Genomic DNA, 13,352 nt, shown 5'->3' with positions numbered 1-13,352 from the left:
TCCTATGCTTCGGCCCGCTCTCTTGGTCGGATCTGCTCGTGAGTGCCAGCGTGCGCAGCGAGACCGCGGGACTCAGACCTTCGGAACGGCCTCTACCGTCTCTGCCACGGCCTCCCAGCTCATAACGCGTCGGCCCTTGCCGACAGGGCAAATTGTGACGCTCATCAGAAAGCCAACAATTGCACGGCGACGAGCCAGGGTCTTTGCGTCCCACCAAGCGCGCACGTCCTCAACACCGACCAAATCGGCAAATGGACTCAGGCCCACGGCGCTGGTGATTTCCGAGTCCACCGTCCTCAGTTTCTCTTCTATGTCATCGAGGCGGTCCTGCGCGGCTGCGAGCCGTGATGGGTCATCATCGATGAGCGCGAAAACGTTTTTCCGGGTCGCCCGGAGTGCGTCGCGGCGAGTGTGCAGCCCGGCGATGTCCGCCTTATCCGCCTTGGGACTGAGCAAGGTTGCAGCGTCAGGCTCCGACAGTCGGGCAATGCACAACATGGAGATGTATTGGTCAATGAGGTCCCCGTTCCGCATGAAATGGCCGTTGACGCAGCGATAGGTGTGGTAGCGCTGACTGGGAGCTGTGCCGGAGCCGTCCTTGCGGGCCGTCGGATGCGTTTCCCCACGTGCTGAACGAACGGGCTCGCGGCACACGGAGCACACCGCCAGACCGGAGAGCAGCCACCGGCGCGCGGTGCCGTTGTGGCTAGGTTTGACGCCAACGAGGCGGTCGCGAGTGGCGACCAGTTGCTCGTGCGCGACAATCGCCTCCCAGGCGCCAGCCATGCACGCTTCTAGGTCGATAGCCGCGAGGTCGTGTTGGCCGCTCGGCTGTGCCGGAGGAAGGAGTGCGGCATAAAGCGGATTCAAGAGAACCCGGCGCACCGTGGTCGCGCCCCAGCGCGCACCCTGACGCGTGCGCCTATTGGCGTCGTTGAGATCACGGGCGATCTGCGCGAGCGGGGCTCCGGCGAGGAACTCGCGGAAGATCTGGCGGACGTCCGCGGCCTCGTCTTCGTCGATGACGTAGCGCGTGCCAGCGGCGTCGCGCTCGGCGGCCGGCAGCCAGCGATAGCCGTGCGGCGGCATACCCGACGTGGGGTGGCCGGCCTTTCGGCGTTCCTTCGCGAAGCGCGCGGCGCGCTGAGTCTTCAGCTTGACCTCGTTCTCAGCGACAAGAATGAGGAGTTTGAGCTGGAAGTCATCGATGTCGGTGTCGATTCCCTGGCGGACGACAATCACGCGCATCGAGCGCCTCGGCGGAGTGACATCGAGGACGTCGGCGAGGTTGCGGGTGAGCCTCGAGGTCTCCGTGACGATGAGAGTGTCAAACAGACCGTCGTCGAAGGCGCGTAGCATCTTCACCCAGTCGGTCTTTGGCCCACGCTCCTTGCTGCCGCTGGTGTCGTTGTCCTTATCGAACACCTCGGCGATTGGCCAGCCTCGCCGAGCAGCCTCCTCACGGCAGTCGGCGACCTGCTGGGCAATGCCCTGCTCCTCGTCGACGGACTGGCGGGCGTAGACGGCCACGCGGGGTGATCGGGAGACAGCATGGGGGGACATGCTTTCAGTCTAGCCTGGAGTATGTTTCTCTTCGCTCACAGTAGCCGCAGTGGGCTTCGCCGGACTCTTGGTGGTCATTCTTCGCAGTGAGGAAGTACGTGGCTTCCTCCTCAACCTCATTCGCAGCGCGCTCTCCCTGCCATGACGCACCGGTGGGGTTCAAAGCGCCGTGCTGGGAATCCGATGCGTCAGCGGGCATTGGCTTGGCGGTTCGCCGCGATGCAACCCCGTTCCGCTGAGGGAAGTGTGCGGCAGCGGCCTCCTGCGATCAGGCGACCTCCTCCGGCCGAGAAACCGGATAGCCAGCGGGGGCGCAGCCGGCGAGATGTTTTTCCTGAGAGGAACCACGGTGCCGTCACTGCGGAGTTCGCCGTGGCGCTGCCCGCTGTGCTGCTTCTTTTGGCCTTGTTTCTGGCAGGATCGGCCGCGGGAATTACGCAGCTTCGCTTGGAAGAGGCGGCCAGGGCAGGAGCCAGGGCCCTCGCCCGTGGAGATGGCCACGCGGCCGTTGACGGAATCGTTCGAAGACTGGCGGGCGATGCCGCCTCGGCTGTCGTTGCGGAAGACGGCGAGTGGATCAAGGTCACAGTCTCCGCCCGGGTCGTTGGCCCGTTGGGCTCCCTCATCCCGTGGAGGCTTTCGGCGACGGCATCGGCAAGGGGAGAGGGCCCGCAGTCGTCGGCGGCCACCGTTCCCTTCCTCGCCGCCCGGGACGGCGTTGTGGATTTCAGAGGTGCTGTGCCGCTGCTCGGGCTCGAAGCCGCTGTGGAAGAGGTCGCGGCGTGAGGGCAGGCAGCGCCCGCGCCGGCGATGGCGGGCGTGTTGCGGAATACGGTTCGGGAACCATCCTCGCCGTTGCCCTGGGCCTTGTTGTCATGATCTGCATGGCGGCGGCGTTCATGCTGGCCCAGGCCGTGGCGATGGGGCATCGCGCTGCATCTGCCGCCGATCTCGCGGCCCTCGCAGGAGCCGACGCAGCCCGCGGCCTGACCACGGGAGATCCGTGCGTGGTCGCCAGCGAAACGGCCGCGCGGCAGGGAGCTTCGTTGTTGGCCTGCACGGTGGGCGAAGGCGGGATCGTGGAGATCCGCACTGAGCTGGACCGCGGCGCAGTCTTCGGGACCGCGACCGGCCGCTCTCGCGCCGGGCCGCCGCCCTAGAACAGCCGGGACCGGCGTCTAAGCCGCGTCCCGCAGGAGCACGTTGATCAGCGTGACCGCGGCGTCCTTGTCCAGCGGATTGTTCTTGTTGCCGCATTTGGGCGACTGGACGCAGGAAGGGCAGCCGGTGTCGCACTCGCATGCTTTGATGGCGTCCCTTGTGGCGGTCAACCACACTTTGGCTTTTTCGAAGCCACGCTCGGCAAATCCGGCACCGCCTGGATGGCCGTCGTAGACAAAGATCGTGGGAACTCCGGTGTCGGCGTGGAGCGCTGTTGAGACTCCACCGATATCCCAACGGTCACTCGAAGCGACCAGCGGGAGAAGCCCGATGGCGGCGTGCTCGGCGGCGTGAAGCGCACCCGGGAACTGGGCTTCGACAAGGCCTGCTCCAGTCAGCGAACGGTTGTGAACCACAAACCATACCGCCTTGGTGAAAAGATCCCTGGCCCCGAGTTCCAGCGGTTCTTCCCCCAAAACCTCATTGGAAATCAGTGCCTTGCGCTGGAAGGAGACCACCTGTGTAGTTACCTTCACTTCGCCGAAGTGGACCGCGATATCCCCCCATTCCATGGTCCGGAGAGTCTGTAGGACCTCGATCTGGGTCACGTCCCGCGCTGTGGTGTAGTAGTCCGGGTTGGTTCGACGAACCACTACGCAATGGTCCTCTTCGTTCAGTTCCTCGACCAAGTAACTGTCGCCCTGGTGCACATAGATCGCGCCCGTGTGCGCCTGATAGTGGGTTTGTGGCGAGTCCATGGTGCCCAACAGGGAGCCAGTCTCGGAGTCCACGATGCTTACGGGGCCGCCTCCATCTGCCCGGAGGTTCACCATGGCTGCGGCGCTCTCGGGATGGGTCCAGAACCAGCCCGCGGGCCGTTTCCTCAGGTAACCCTGTTCCACCAGCTGATTCAGCAGGGATTCGGATGTTGGCCCGAACAGCTCAAGTTCGGCCATGCCGATCGGGAGCTCGGCGGCTGCCGCGCACAGGTGGGGCCCGAGCACATAAGGGTTTCCGGGATCGAAGACCGTGGCCTCGACTGACACATCAAAGATCGCCTCCGGATGGTTGACGAGGTACGTGTCCAAGGGATCGTCGCTTGCCACGAAGGCCGCAATGGCGTCTTGGCCTGCACGCCCCGCTCGTCCGATCTGTTGGAACAGGGACGCCCTCGTCCCGGGCCAGCCGGCTACCAGCACTGCGTCGAGTCCGGAAATGTCGATACCCAATTCCAATGCCGACGTGCTGGAGACGCCAAGCAGCTCACCGGAACGCAATGCCTTTTCCAAAGCCCGTCTCTCCTCGGGGAGATAGCCGGAGCGGTACGCCGCAACCCGCTGGGGCAGGCTGGGGTCCACCTCATCGAGGAGCCGTTTGGTGATCGACGAAATTGTTTCCGCGCCGCGCCTGGACTTGATGAAGGCGATGGTACGGACACGGGAGGACACCAGATTGGCCAGCAAGTCCGCGGTCTCGGCCACAGCGGTCCGGCGGGATTTTGCCCCGTTTTCGCCCTTCAACTCGGTCAGGGCAGGTTCCCAAAAAGCCACGGTAGTGGAGCCGTGGGGTGAACAGTCCTCGGAAACTTCGCGGACGGGAGTGCCGATCAGGCGCGCAAAGGATGTGCCGGGGTCCGACGCTGTCGCGGACGCCGCAATGAAGACCGGTTCAGGAAAGGAGGTGCCGGCACCGTAGTAGGCGCAGATTCGCCTGAGCCGCCGCATGAGATTGGCGACATGGGACCCGAACACCCCGCGGTAGCTGTGGGCCTCGTCCACGATGACGTACCGCAACCTACGGAAGAAGCGGGCCCACCACGTGTGGTTGGGCAGGATCCCGAAATGCAGCATGTCGGGGTTGGCGAGGATGAAGTTGGCGTGATCGCGGATCCAGCGGCGCTGGGACTGCTCGGTATCGCCGTCGTACGTTTCCGCCCGGACCGTGGGGAGCTTGAGCGCGCGGATCGCTGCCAGTTGGTCGGCTGCAAGTGCTTTGGTGGGCGAGAGGTACAAGGTGACGGCGCCGTCGTCGTGGATCTTGCCCGGCTCGGACAGCACCCGCAACTCGGAACGATGGATCGCGTCGAGGGCAGGCAGCTGATAGGCAAGCGACTTCCCGGAGGCGGTCCCCGTGGCGATGACGACGTTCTGGCCGGAGTGGGCGAGCTCGGCTGCTTCGATCTGGTGCCGGTACGGTTCGTGGATGCCCAAGGTTCCGTAGGCGGCGACCACATCGGGATGGGTCCAGGCCGGCCATGGCTCATGGATCGCTTGGCGCGCCGGAATAGTGCGGACGTGTCGCAACTGCTCCGGGTCCGGGCTCCTGCCCAGAAGGGAGATCATCGATTCAGTTGCGTTCACTTGAACATTCTGTCACCGCGCCGGAACCGACCGGCGCCGAAGGTCGGCCACGCCTAAGAAAGGTCGGCTACGCCACCGACAGGTCAGTCTCGTCGACCCGCTTGGTGGACATCATGAGCACCTGGCACACGTGCTTCCAGCCAAGGTGCGAATAGAGGTGCTGTCCGTCCAAGGAAGCCAGGAGGAGACCGCTTTCAACGTCGTACTGAAATGCCTGCGCGGCGAGGGCTTTCATGATGAAACTGCCCAGGCCCCGGCGCTGGTAGTTGGGCTCGGTGACGATTTTGTCGAACACTGCCGTCTGCTTGACCACGTATACCTGGCCGCTGGCTGCCACCTCTTCGCCGGCATGGACCACGGCGTAATGGACGCCCTTGCTTTCGGAGGTCGTGAGCTTGAGGTCATCATCCGAGAGCCACGGATCTTCCGCATCCTGTGTCCCCATGTCCACGATCATCATGGTCTGGGAATCGGAGGTGACGTTGAGCCCGTTCTCGCGAGCCAATTGTGTGTAGCGCGCGACGTCGTTCGTGAGGATCGTCAGGATACGAGTGTCCGCCTGGGCGGTCTTGGCAGCCAGCTCGGCGAACTCGGCATCCGACGGGTCATGTGCGAAGAATTCCCAGTCGCCGGTTTTGTCCGCACGCAGGGCTGCCGGGAAGCGGCCTTCCTTTCGCGTTTCGTAGCTCCGGGACCCGGACCAGCCAGCCACCCAGACTTCGAGCAGCTCGGCGATGTCTTCAACCAAGGCGTCGTGACTCATGTAGAGAGACTATGCCAGCGGTCTGGGAATCAACAGGGGCGGTCAGTAACAGCTCCATTAACACTTAGAGCGGCCCAACGACGGCCCGACAGCTTGGTTTGGGGCCACCAAGTACCCTTAAATACGTGGCTTTAAACAGAATTGTGCTCTTCTATGGCTTTACTCCGATCGCGGACCCGGACGCCGTTCGGCTCTGGCAGCGTGCCCTGTGCGAGAAGCTCGGCCTGACCGGGCGCATCCTCATTTCGCGTGACGGCATCAACGCCACAGTTGGCGGGGAGCTGAACAACGTCAAGCAGTACGTGAAGACCACTAAGGAATACAAGGGCTTCCACGGTATCGACTTCAAATGGTCCGAAGGCGGAGCCGACGACTTTCCGAGGCTCAGCGTCAAGGTTCGCGATGAGATCGTGTCCTTCGGCGCCCCCGGCGAACTGAAGGTGGATGAGAACGGCGTTGTCGGCGGCGGCACCCACCTTCAGCCCGAAGAGCTCCACGCGCTCCTTGAGGAAAAGAGGGCGGCCGGGAAGGACGTGAAGTTCTTCGACGGACGCAACGCCTTCGAAGCCCAGATAGGCAAGTTCAAGGACGCGATTGTTCCCGACGTCGCCACGACCCACGACTTCATCAAGGAACTCGACTCGGGAAAATACGACGATCTCAAGGACCAGCCTGTCGTCACCTACTGCACAGGCGGAATCCGTTGCGAAGTCCTTTCCAGCCTCATGGTGAACCGCGGTTTCAAGGAGGTTTACCAACTCGACGGCGGGATTGTCCGCTACGGCGAAACCTATAAGGACCAGGGCCTGTGGGAAGGCTCCTTGTACGTTTTCGACAAGCGCATGCACATGGAATTCAGTGAGGACGCCAAGACCATCGGCCAATGTGTTCGCTGCCAGGCGCCCACCAATAAATTTGAAAATTGCTCCAATCTGAGCTGCCGCAACCTCACACTGTACTGCGCCGAATGTGCCTCGAGCCCGGAAACGTTGCGTTGCCCCGAAGGCTGCGCTGCCTAGCTCCGGTCATCAGATCCGGCTCACCCGGTACGCGAAATTCGCCGGTGCATTGGCGGTCATCGTGATAGCCAGGATGGCGTCCGTCTCCAGCTTCAGGACCTTGACCCGCGTGGTGCCGCACCGCAGCATCACATCGGTGAGGACTTCGCTTCCGTTCCGCACGGTGAATTCGGCGCTGCGGGCACCTCGGCACGCCAGCGTCACTGCGTACGTTCCCCCCGGAAGCTGGGTGGTCTCTTCGTCGCGGGATTCGCCGGCCGACAACACGCCGAAGCTGCTATAGAAGGACAGCCCGTTCACGTCCGGAAGCACGTCCTGCGCCCAAGCCCTCAGCGCGTCGCCCGTGACGGTTTGTCCCAGCCCAGGGTCGCGGGTCAGTACCGGATCCGTGATGGCCGCCGACGGCGGACTGCTTGCCGCCGCACGACCGTCCTCGTAGCTGTATTCGCACGATGCCATCGTGCCGCACGTGAGCACACTGCAAAGCACGACGGCGGGAATCGCCGGCCGCGTCGTCGCTACCTTCAGGGCGCGTGCCCACCCCATAATCCGACTCTACGCCGGGCTGTAGGCCCGAACGAGGGGGCGGGTTACGAAGCCGGTACCAGTTGGTACGCGTAGATCACGGGAGCATCGACGCTGCTTGCGCTGATGCTCAGCGGACCGGTCGAGGGAATCTTGATACGGGACGTTTCGCGGCTGCCATTGCATGCTGCCCCGGCCTCTGTGATCTGCGTACTGCCCGATGAAACGTCGAAGAATGCCTTGCCGCCGCCATCGCAGGCCACGGTCAAGGTGTAGCTACCCGCGGCGACGTTTGCGAAGCTCTTGACCAAGGGGTCGCGGTTCGGGATCTTCCCGGAGTCCTCCAGGACAACCCCGGCCGCCGAGGGCATGGTGGTCGCCTTCCAGGCGGGGACATCGGCGTTGGCGACAGATCCCCCGGAGGAGCACGCCGTCATCGCCAGGGCGGCTGCGCCAATGACCAAAAGTGCGGCGCGACGCCAAGTGGAGGGGTGAAATGCCATGATTCAACGCTACCTGCTCGAACGCCTCCCCGCCGACGCAGGAATCCGGCGAGAGGCGCCCAGCCGCCCCAATAGACTTGAACGGTGACTGATCCCGCAACGCCCGCCATCTTTGGGACCGCCCCCACCACCCTCGACGCTCCGCGCAGCGATCTTCCCGAGCTGCTCACAGCGCTCGCCGACGACCTGCGGAACGTTGGCTACACCGTGGACGGTGTGGCAGGACTTCTGGGAGGGTCCGCTCACGCTGCCCTCGCCCGGGATCAGCTCATCCCTGCACTCATCGTCACCGAACCGGCAGCCTTGACCGGAGACCCGGTGACGGACCGCTCGAAAGCCGCGCTCGCCGTCGTCGTCCGCTTGTGGCTTCTCGCTGTCCCGCAAACCGAAGGCGAGCTCGACGCCGCCCTGCCGCGCGTCCGCACCTCGGGCCTGATGGAGCTTGGCTTGGTGGGGAAGAACGACGGCGGTGCTGTCGCCGCGAAAGTGGATTTGCGGCCGTACGGCTGGGAATGTGACTCCATAGCAGACAACAGCGGGAGCGGCGGTGCCGAGCTGTGGGTTTCCAGCGATCTCGCCGCCCACCAGCAGCCCGGCGTGCTCCGGCATGACCATGTGCTGGGCATCGGGCAGGCCTCCACGACGCTCGTCCAGACCACCATCCGCCGGCACTCGAAACGCGCCCTCGACCTCGGGACGGGCTGCGGGATCCAGACTTTCCACCTCCTGCACCACAGCGAGCACGTCACGGCCACCGACATCTCCGAGAGGGCCCTCGCGTTCACCCGGTTTAACCTGATGCTCAACGCGGAGGCCTTGCACCTTGACCCGGCCGATCTCGAGGCCCGGGTGAGCTTGCGGCTGGGCTCGCTCCTGGAACCCGTCGGGGGTGAGACGTTCGATCTGGTGGTGTCCAATCCGCCTTTCGTCATAACCCCGCGAAGTGCCGGCGAGCACTCTTCGGGTCAGTTCACCTACCGCGACGGCGGCCTGCCCGGCGACGACATCGTCGCCAACCTCGTCCGCACCCTTCCCGATGTCCTCGCGCCCGGCGGCACGGCGCAGATGCTCGGCAACTGGGAGATCCCTGCGGGCAGCGGCTGGAGTGAACGGCCTGCGTCGTGGCTGGCGGGGTCCGGCACGGAGGCCTGGTTCATCCAGCGGGAACAGGTGAGTCCCGAGCTGTACGCGGAGACCTGGTTGCAGGACGCCTCCGAAGGCCGCGACCGTAAGCTCTACCGTGATGCTTACGCGGCCTACCTGGAGGACTTCGCGTCCCGCAACGTGGAGGCAATTGGCTTCGGAATGATCTGGCTCCGGCGACCGCTGGACGAGCGTCCAGGAGCTGCGCCGACCCGTTTCGAAGAAATCACCTACCCCATCGAGCAACCGATCGGCCCACACCTTGCCGCCGCCGTCGAACGCGCTGACTGGCTGGTCACCCACGAGCTCTCCGACGCCCACCTGGTGGTGGCCGAAGACGTGACCGAGGAACGCCACCAGCGGCCCGGCGCCGAACACCCAGGCGTCATCCTGTTGCGCCAAGGCGCGGGACTGCGCCGGACGAATCTACTGAGCACCGAGCTCGCCGGCTTTGTGTCGGCATGTGACGGCGATTTGTCCGTCCGCCAGCTGATCGGTGCCTTGGCCGCACTGCTCGGTGGAGGGGACGACTTCGACGACGACGCATTCCGCGCCGGGCTGCTCTCCGACGTGGAGAACCTTGTCCGCGACGGCTTCCTGCTTCCCGCGGCATAGGACAATTGCGGACGCACCGGCGGATAAACTGTTCCGGTGAATGAAGACAACGGGGTACCCACCGGGCTGGCATCCCCGAAGCGCCGGAAACGGCCCGAGAAGACGGTGGAGATCACCGACCCCAAAGCGATCCGTGCGCTTGCGCATGCCGCCCGGCTTGAGGTGATCTCGGAGCTGTATTCCACGCAGCTGAGCCGCACGGCCACGGAGCTCGCCGCGCAGACAGGGCTCACGCCGAGCGCCATGAGCTACCACCTGCGGGCCCTCCAGAAATGGGGGATTGTGACGGCTGCAGACAACGAGGGCGATGCGCGCGAACGCCGTTGGAAGGCCGCGGGTTCGGACTTCACTATCAAATCCGGCGGCAACGCTCCGAGCCCGGAGATCGCCGTCGTCGAACTCGAACTGGACGCCTTCCGGCGTCGGGCCACCGCGTTTACCCGGGCCCGGGGTGAGCGGCGCCAGCGCGGAGAGGCCGCGAACGAGGCAGCCGCCATGGTGCTGTCCAGCGACCTGCTGTACTTGACTCCGGATCAGCGAACGGATCTCAAGGCCAAATTCCAGAACCTCATCAGGTCATATGAACTCGAAGATCCTACGCGGATTCCCGAAGGAGCGGTGCGAATCGCTACGATGTGGTCGATGATTCCGGACGACCGGACGCCGTCTTCAAGCTAGTCCCCACCGGCTCCCAACCTTCGCAAGCTCAGGTCGGGGCCCTCGCCGGCGTGGGTCCAGAGCACTGTTCCTCCACAGCACTTGTGCACATGGAAACGCACGATTCTGCAAAATATGGTGAACTAGGCCAATATGGGCACGAGCCCAAGCAATTCATTTTTCTGTAGGAGAACCGTGCCCAGCAAGGCAAAAACCGGCAAGAAACTCGTGATCGTGGAGTCTCCGGCCAAGAGCAAGACCATCGCCAAGTACCTGGGCGAAGGCTTCATTGTCGAGGCCTCGATCGGTCACATCCGCGACCTCCCACAGCCCTCGGACCTCCCTGCAGAACTGAAGAAGACCTCGGTTGGCAAGTTCGCCGTCGACATCGAAAACGACTTCAAACCGTATTACGTCGTGTCTCCGGACAAGAAGAAAAAAGTCGCCGAACTTAAGGCCCAGCTGAAAGACGCTGACGCGCTCTATCTCGCAACCGATGGGGACCGCGAGGGCGAGGCCATCGCGTGGCACCTCCTGGAGGTCCTGAAACCCAAGGTTCCCGTCTACCGCATGACCTTCGGTGAAATCACCAAAGAAGCCATCCACCGCGCCATGGACAACCTGCGCGACGTCGACAGCGCCCTCGTGGACGCCCAGGAAACGCGCCGTATCCTGGACCGCCTATACGGTTACGAAATCTCCCCGGTGTTGTGGCGCAAGGTTGCCCGTGGCCTGTCGGCCGGCCGTGTGCAGTCCGTGGTAACCCGCATGGTGGTCGACCGCGAACGCGAACGCATGGCCTTCAAGTCCGCATCCTACTGGGACCTGACAGGCCAGTTCGGTACCGGATCCGCGACGTTCAAAGCGAAGCTTGCTGCCGTCGACGGCGCGAAGGTAGCCAGCGGCCGTGACTTCAACGACGACGGTGTCCTCACCTCCGCGAACGCGGTGCACCTCAACGAGGAACTCGCGACGTCGTTGGTCGCCGGACTCGAGAATGCGGACTTCCGCGTCCGTTCGGTCGACACCAAGCCGTACACCCGCCGTCCCGCGGCGCCGTTCACGACGTCGACCCTTCAGCAGGAGGCCGGCCGCAAGCTGCGCTTCACCTCCAAGAGCACCATGCAGATCGCCCAGCGCCTGTATGAAAACGGCTACATCACTTATATGCGTACGGACTCGTCCGCATTGAGCGACGAAGCCCTTACGGCCGCACGCCGCCAGGCCGCCGAATTGTATGGTCCCGAGTACGTGCCCCAGTCTCCCCGCGTCTACGCCAACAAGGCCGCCAACGCGCAGGAAGCCCACGAAGCCATCCGCCCCGCGGGTGACTCTTTCCGCACCCCGGCCCAGGTGGCCAACCATCTGACCGGCGACGCCTTCCGCCTCTACGAACTCATCTGGAAGCGCACCATTGCCTCCCAGATGGGCGACGCCAAGGGCTCCACCGCCACCATCCGCCTCGGCGCAGTGGCTGGCGATGGTCGCGACGCCGAATTCTCGGCCTCCGGAACGGTCATCACCTTCCCGGGCTTCCTCGCGGCCTACGAAGAAGGCAAGGACGAGAGCCGCGGCGACGACGATTCCGACGAAGCACGGCGCCTGCCCAACGTGGCCAAGGACGATTCCCTCACCGCTTCGGACATCGTTGCCGTTGGCCACGAGACCTCGCCGCCGCCGCGGTACACGGAAGCGTCGCTTACGGCAGAACTGGAAAAGCGCGGCATCGGTCGTCCGTCCACCTACGCGTCCACGATCTCCACCATCCAGGACCGCGGCTACGTCCGGAAGCAAGGGTCTGCGCTGGTTCCCAGCTGGATCGCCTTCTCCGTGATCCGCCTGCTGGAGCAGCATTTCACCGACTACGTGGACTACGAATTCACGGCGGACATGGAAGGCGACCTGGACAAGATCGCCAACGGCCAGGCCGTCGGTGCTGCTTGGCTCAAGCACTTCTACTACGGTGAAGACGCCGATCCCGGTCTCCTGAGCATCGTCAACAACCTCGGTGAAATTGATGCCCGCGAGATCAACTCGGTGCCGATCGCCGAAGGCATTACGCTGCGCGTCGGCAAGTTCGGCCCGTACCTGGAAAGCTCGATCCCCACTATCGATCCCAAGACCGGCGAGGTCGTGGAGTCGGCGCGTGCCAACGTCCCCGAGGACCTCGCACCGGACGAGCTCACTGCGGCCAAGGCCGTGGAGCTCATGGAAACGGCTGCCCCGGAGGAACGTGTCCTGGGTGCAGACCCGCACACCGGGCACACCGTGGTTGCGAAGAATGGCCGCTACGGCGCTTATGTCACCGAGATCATCCCCGAGATGACGGAAGAGCAGCTGGCAAACCAGCCGGTGGAGTACTACAAAAACGGCAAACCCAAGCCGGCGAAGAAGCCCGTCAAGGCCAAGCCCCGTACGGGTTCGCTCTTCAAGTCGATGTCCGTTGACTCGGTGACGCTCGATGAAGCCATTCAGCTCATGAGCCTGCCCCGCGTCCTCGGCGCGGACGCCGAAGGCAACCCCATCACGGTGCAGAACGGCCGCTTTGGGCCATACCTGAAGAAGGGCACGGACTCGCGTTCCATCGGATCCGAGGAAGAGATCTTCACGATCACCCTGGACCAGGCACTGGAGATCTACTCCCAGCCGAAGCAGCGTGGTGCGCGTGCAGCCGTACCGCCCCTGGCCGAGTTCGGTCCGGACCCTGTTTCGGAGAAGAACATCGTGGTGAAGGAAGGCCGTTTCGGCCCGTACATCACCGACGGCGTCACCAACATCACGGTTCCGCGCGCCACGTCCTTGGAGGAGCTGACCAGGGAGCAGGCCATCGAGCTGCTTGCCGAGAAGCGCGCCAAGGGCCCGGTCAAGCGGACCACCACGACGGCCCGCAAGGCGCCTGCGAAGAGGGCTGCTGCCAAGAAGTAGCTGCGGAGCAGCTCCGAACGGGAGCTATCCTCCCCACCGTCTCCCTAGCCTCGCAAGTCCCCACCGGCTCCCAGCCTTCGCAAGCTCAGGCAGGGACCCTCGCCGGTGGGGCCCCACG

The 13,352-nt window shown here is 64.2% G+C and carries 11 protein-coding genes and 1 pseudogene; 7 read left to right on the top strand and 5 right to left on the bottom strand.

What is annotated here, in order from left to right; genetic code table 11:
- Positions 1-72: 72 nt before the first annotated feature.
- Positions 73-1,563, bottom strand: coding sequence for a recombinase family protein (locus ACSKT0_RS20390; RefSeq protein WP_437771344.1), 1,491 nt, complete (start codon positions 1,561-1,563; stop codon positions 73-75).
- Between the two features lie 37 nt (positions 1,564-1,600).
- On the opposite strand from ACSKT0_RS20390, the pseudogene ACSKT0_RS20385 reads away from it, so the two are divergent.
- The 3 genes and pseudogenes from ACSKT0_RS20385 to ACSKT0_RS20375 all read left to right on the top strand — a co-directional run.
- Positions 1,601-1,708, top strand: a pseudogene (locus tag ACSKT0_RS20385) (DUF4244 domain-containing protein); the annotation flags it as partial.
- 227 nt (positions 1,709-1,935) lie between these two features.
- Positions 1,936-2,349, top strand: coding sequence for a TadE family type IV pilus minor pilin (locus tag ACSKT0_RS20380; protein ID WP_437771343.1), 414 nt, complete (start codon positions 1,936-1,938; stop codon positions 2,347-2,349).
- A complete protein-coding gene (locus ACSKT0_RS20375) occupies positions 2,346-2,723 on the top strand; it encodes an Rv3654c family TadE-like protein (RefSeq protein WP_437771342.1) in 378 nt (125 codons plus the stop codon). Before ACSKT0_RS20380 ends, ACSKT0_RS20375 begins: the two co-directional genes overlap by 4 nt.
- 18 nt (positions 2,724-2,741) lie before the next feature.
- On the opposite strand, the gene ACSKT0_RS20370 is transcribed toward ACSKT0_RS20375, so the two are convergent.
- On the bottom strand, positions 2,742-5,066 hold the full coding sequence (locus ACSKT0_RS20370; RefSeq protein WP_437774086.1) for a DEAD/DEAH box helicase: 2,325 nt from the start codon (positions 5,064-5,066) through the stop codon (positions 2,742-2,744).
- An 85-nt stretch (positions 5,067-5,151) separates the two neighbouring features.
- The gene (locus ACSKT0_RS20365; RefSeq protein ID WP_437771341.1) at positions 5,152-5,847 is read right to left on the bottom strand and encodes a GNAT family N-acetyltransferase; all 696 of its coding nucleotides are present in this window, start codon (positions 5,845-5,847) and stop codon (positions 5,152-5,154) included.
- A 125-nt stretch (positions 5,848-5,972) separates the two neighbouring features.
- Here ACSKT0_RS20365 and trhO point away from each other — a divergent pair, with 125 nt between their 5' ends.
- Entirely contained in the window at positions 5,973-6,866 is an 894-nt protein-coding gene (trhO, locus tag ACSKT0_RS20360; protein WP_437771340.1) for an oxygen-dependent tRNA uridine(34) hydroxylase TrhO, read from the top strand.
- Between the two features lie 9 nt (positions 6,867-6,875).
- On the opposite strand, the gene ACSKT0_RS20355 is transcribed toward trhO, so the two are convergent.
- Positions 6,876-7,412 carry a hypothetical protein gene (locus ACSKT0_RS20355; RefSeq protein WP_437771339.1) on the bottom strand — a complete coding sequence of 179 codons (537 nt, stop codon included), beginning with the start codon at positions 7,410-7,412 and terminating at the stop codon, positions 6,876-6,878.
- Positions 7,413-7,456: 44 nt separating this feature from the next.
- Complete coding sequence (locus tag ACSKT0_RS20350; protein ID WP_437771338.1) at positions 7,457-7,894, bottom strand: hypothetical protein; 438 nt, start codon at positions 7,892-7,894, stop codon at positions 7,457-7,459.
- 84 nt (positions 7,895-7,978) lie between these two features.
- On the opposite strand from ACSKT0_RS20350, the gene ACSKT0_RS20345 reads away from it, so the two are divergent.
- The 3 genes from ACSKT0_RS20345 (at position 7,979) to topA (ending at position 13,234) form a co-directional block, all read left to right on the top strand.
- Positions 7,979-9,652: a DUF7059 domain-containing protein gene (locus tag ACSKT0_RS20345; protein WP_437771337.1), complete on the top strand. Its 1,674-nt coding sequence runs from the start codon at positions 7,979-7,981 to the stop codon at positions 9,650-9,652.
- Positions 9,653-9,688: 36 nt separating this feature from the next.
- On the top strand, positions 9,689-10,330 hold the full coding sequence (locus ACSKT0_RS20340; protein ID WP_345449015.1) for an ArsR/SmtB family transcription factor: 642 nt from the start codon (positions 9,689-9,691) through the stop codon (positions 10,328-10,330).
- A gap of 174 nt (positions 10,331-10,504) precedes the next feature.
- Positions 10,505-13,234, top strand: coding sequence for a type I DNA topoisomerase (gene topA / locus ACSKT0_RS20335; protein WP_437771336.1), 2,730 nt, complete (start codon positions 10,505-10,507; stop codon positions 13,232-13,234).
- Positions 13,235-13,352: the final 118 nt, after the last annotated feature.

This window comes from Arthrobacter sp. KNU40, assembly GCF_051515115.1.
GTDB lineage: Bacteria > Actinomycetota > Actinomycetes > Actinomycetales > Micrococcaceae > Arthrobacter.
The sequence above is the reverse complement of the archived record's forward strand: the minus strand, read 5'-3'. Positions and strand labels throughout refer to the sequence as shown.

Bases quoted from the DNA above. Each gene is read 5' to 3' on its own strand.
- ACSKT0_RS20355 (WP_437771339.1), bottom strand. From the start codon at position 7,412: ATGGGGTGGGCACGCGCCCTGAAGGTAGCGACGACGCGGCCGGCGATT.
- ACSKT0_RS20390 (WP_437771344.1), bottom strand. From the start codon at position 1,563: ATGTCCCCCCATGCTGTCTCCCGATCACCCCGCGTGGCCGTCTACGCC.
- ACSKT0_RS20350 (WP_437771338.1), bottom strand. From the start codon at position 7,894: ATGGCATTTCACCCCTCCACTTGGCGTCGCGCCGCACTTTTGGTCATT.
- ACSKT0_RS20365 (WP_437771341.1), bottom strand. From the start codon at position 5,847: ATGAGTCACGACGCCTTGGTTGAAGACATCGCCGAGCTGCTCGAAGTC.
- ACSKT0_RS20370 (WP_437774086.1), bottom strand. From the start codon at position 5,066: ATGATCTCCCTTCTGGGCAGGAGCCCGGACCCGGAGCAGTTGCGACAC.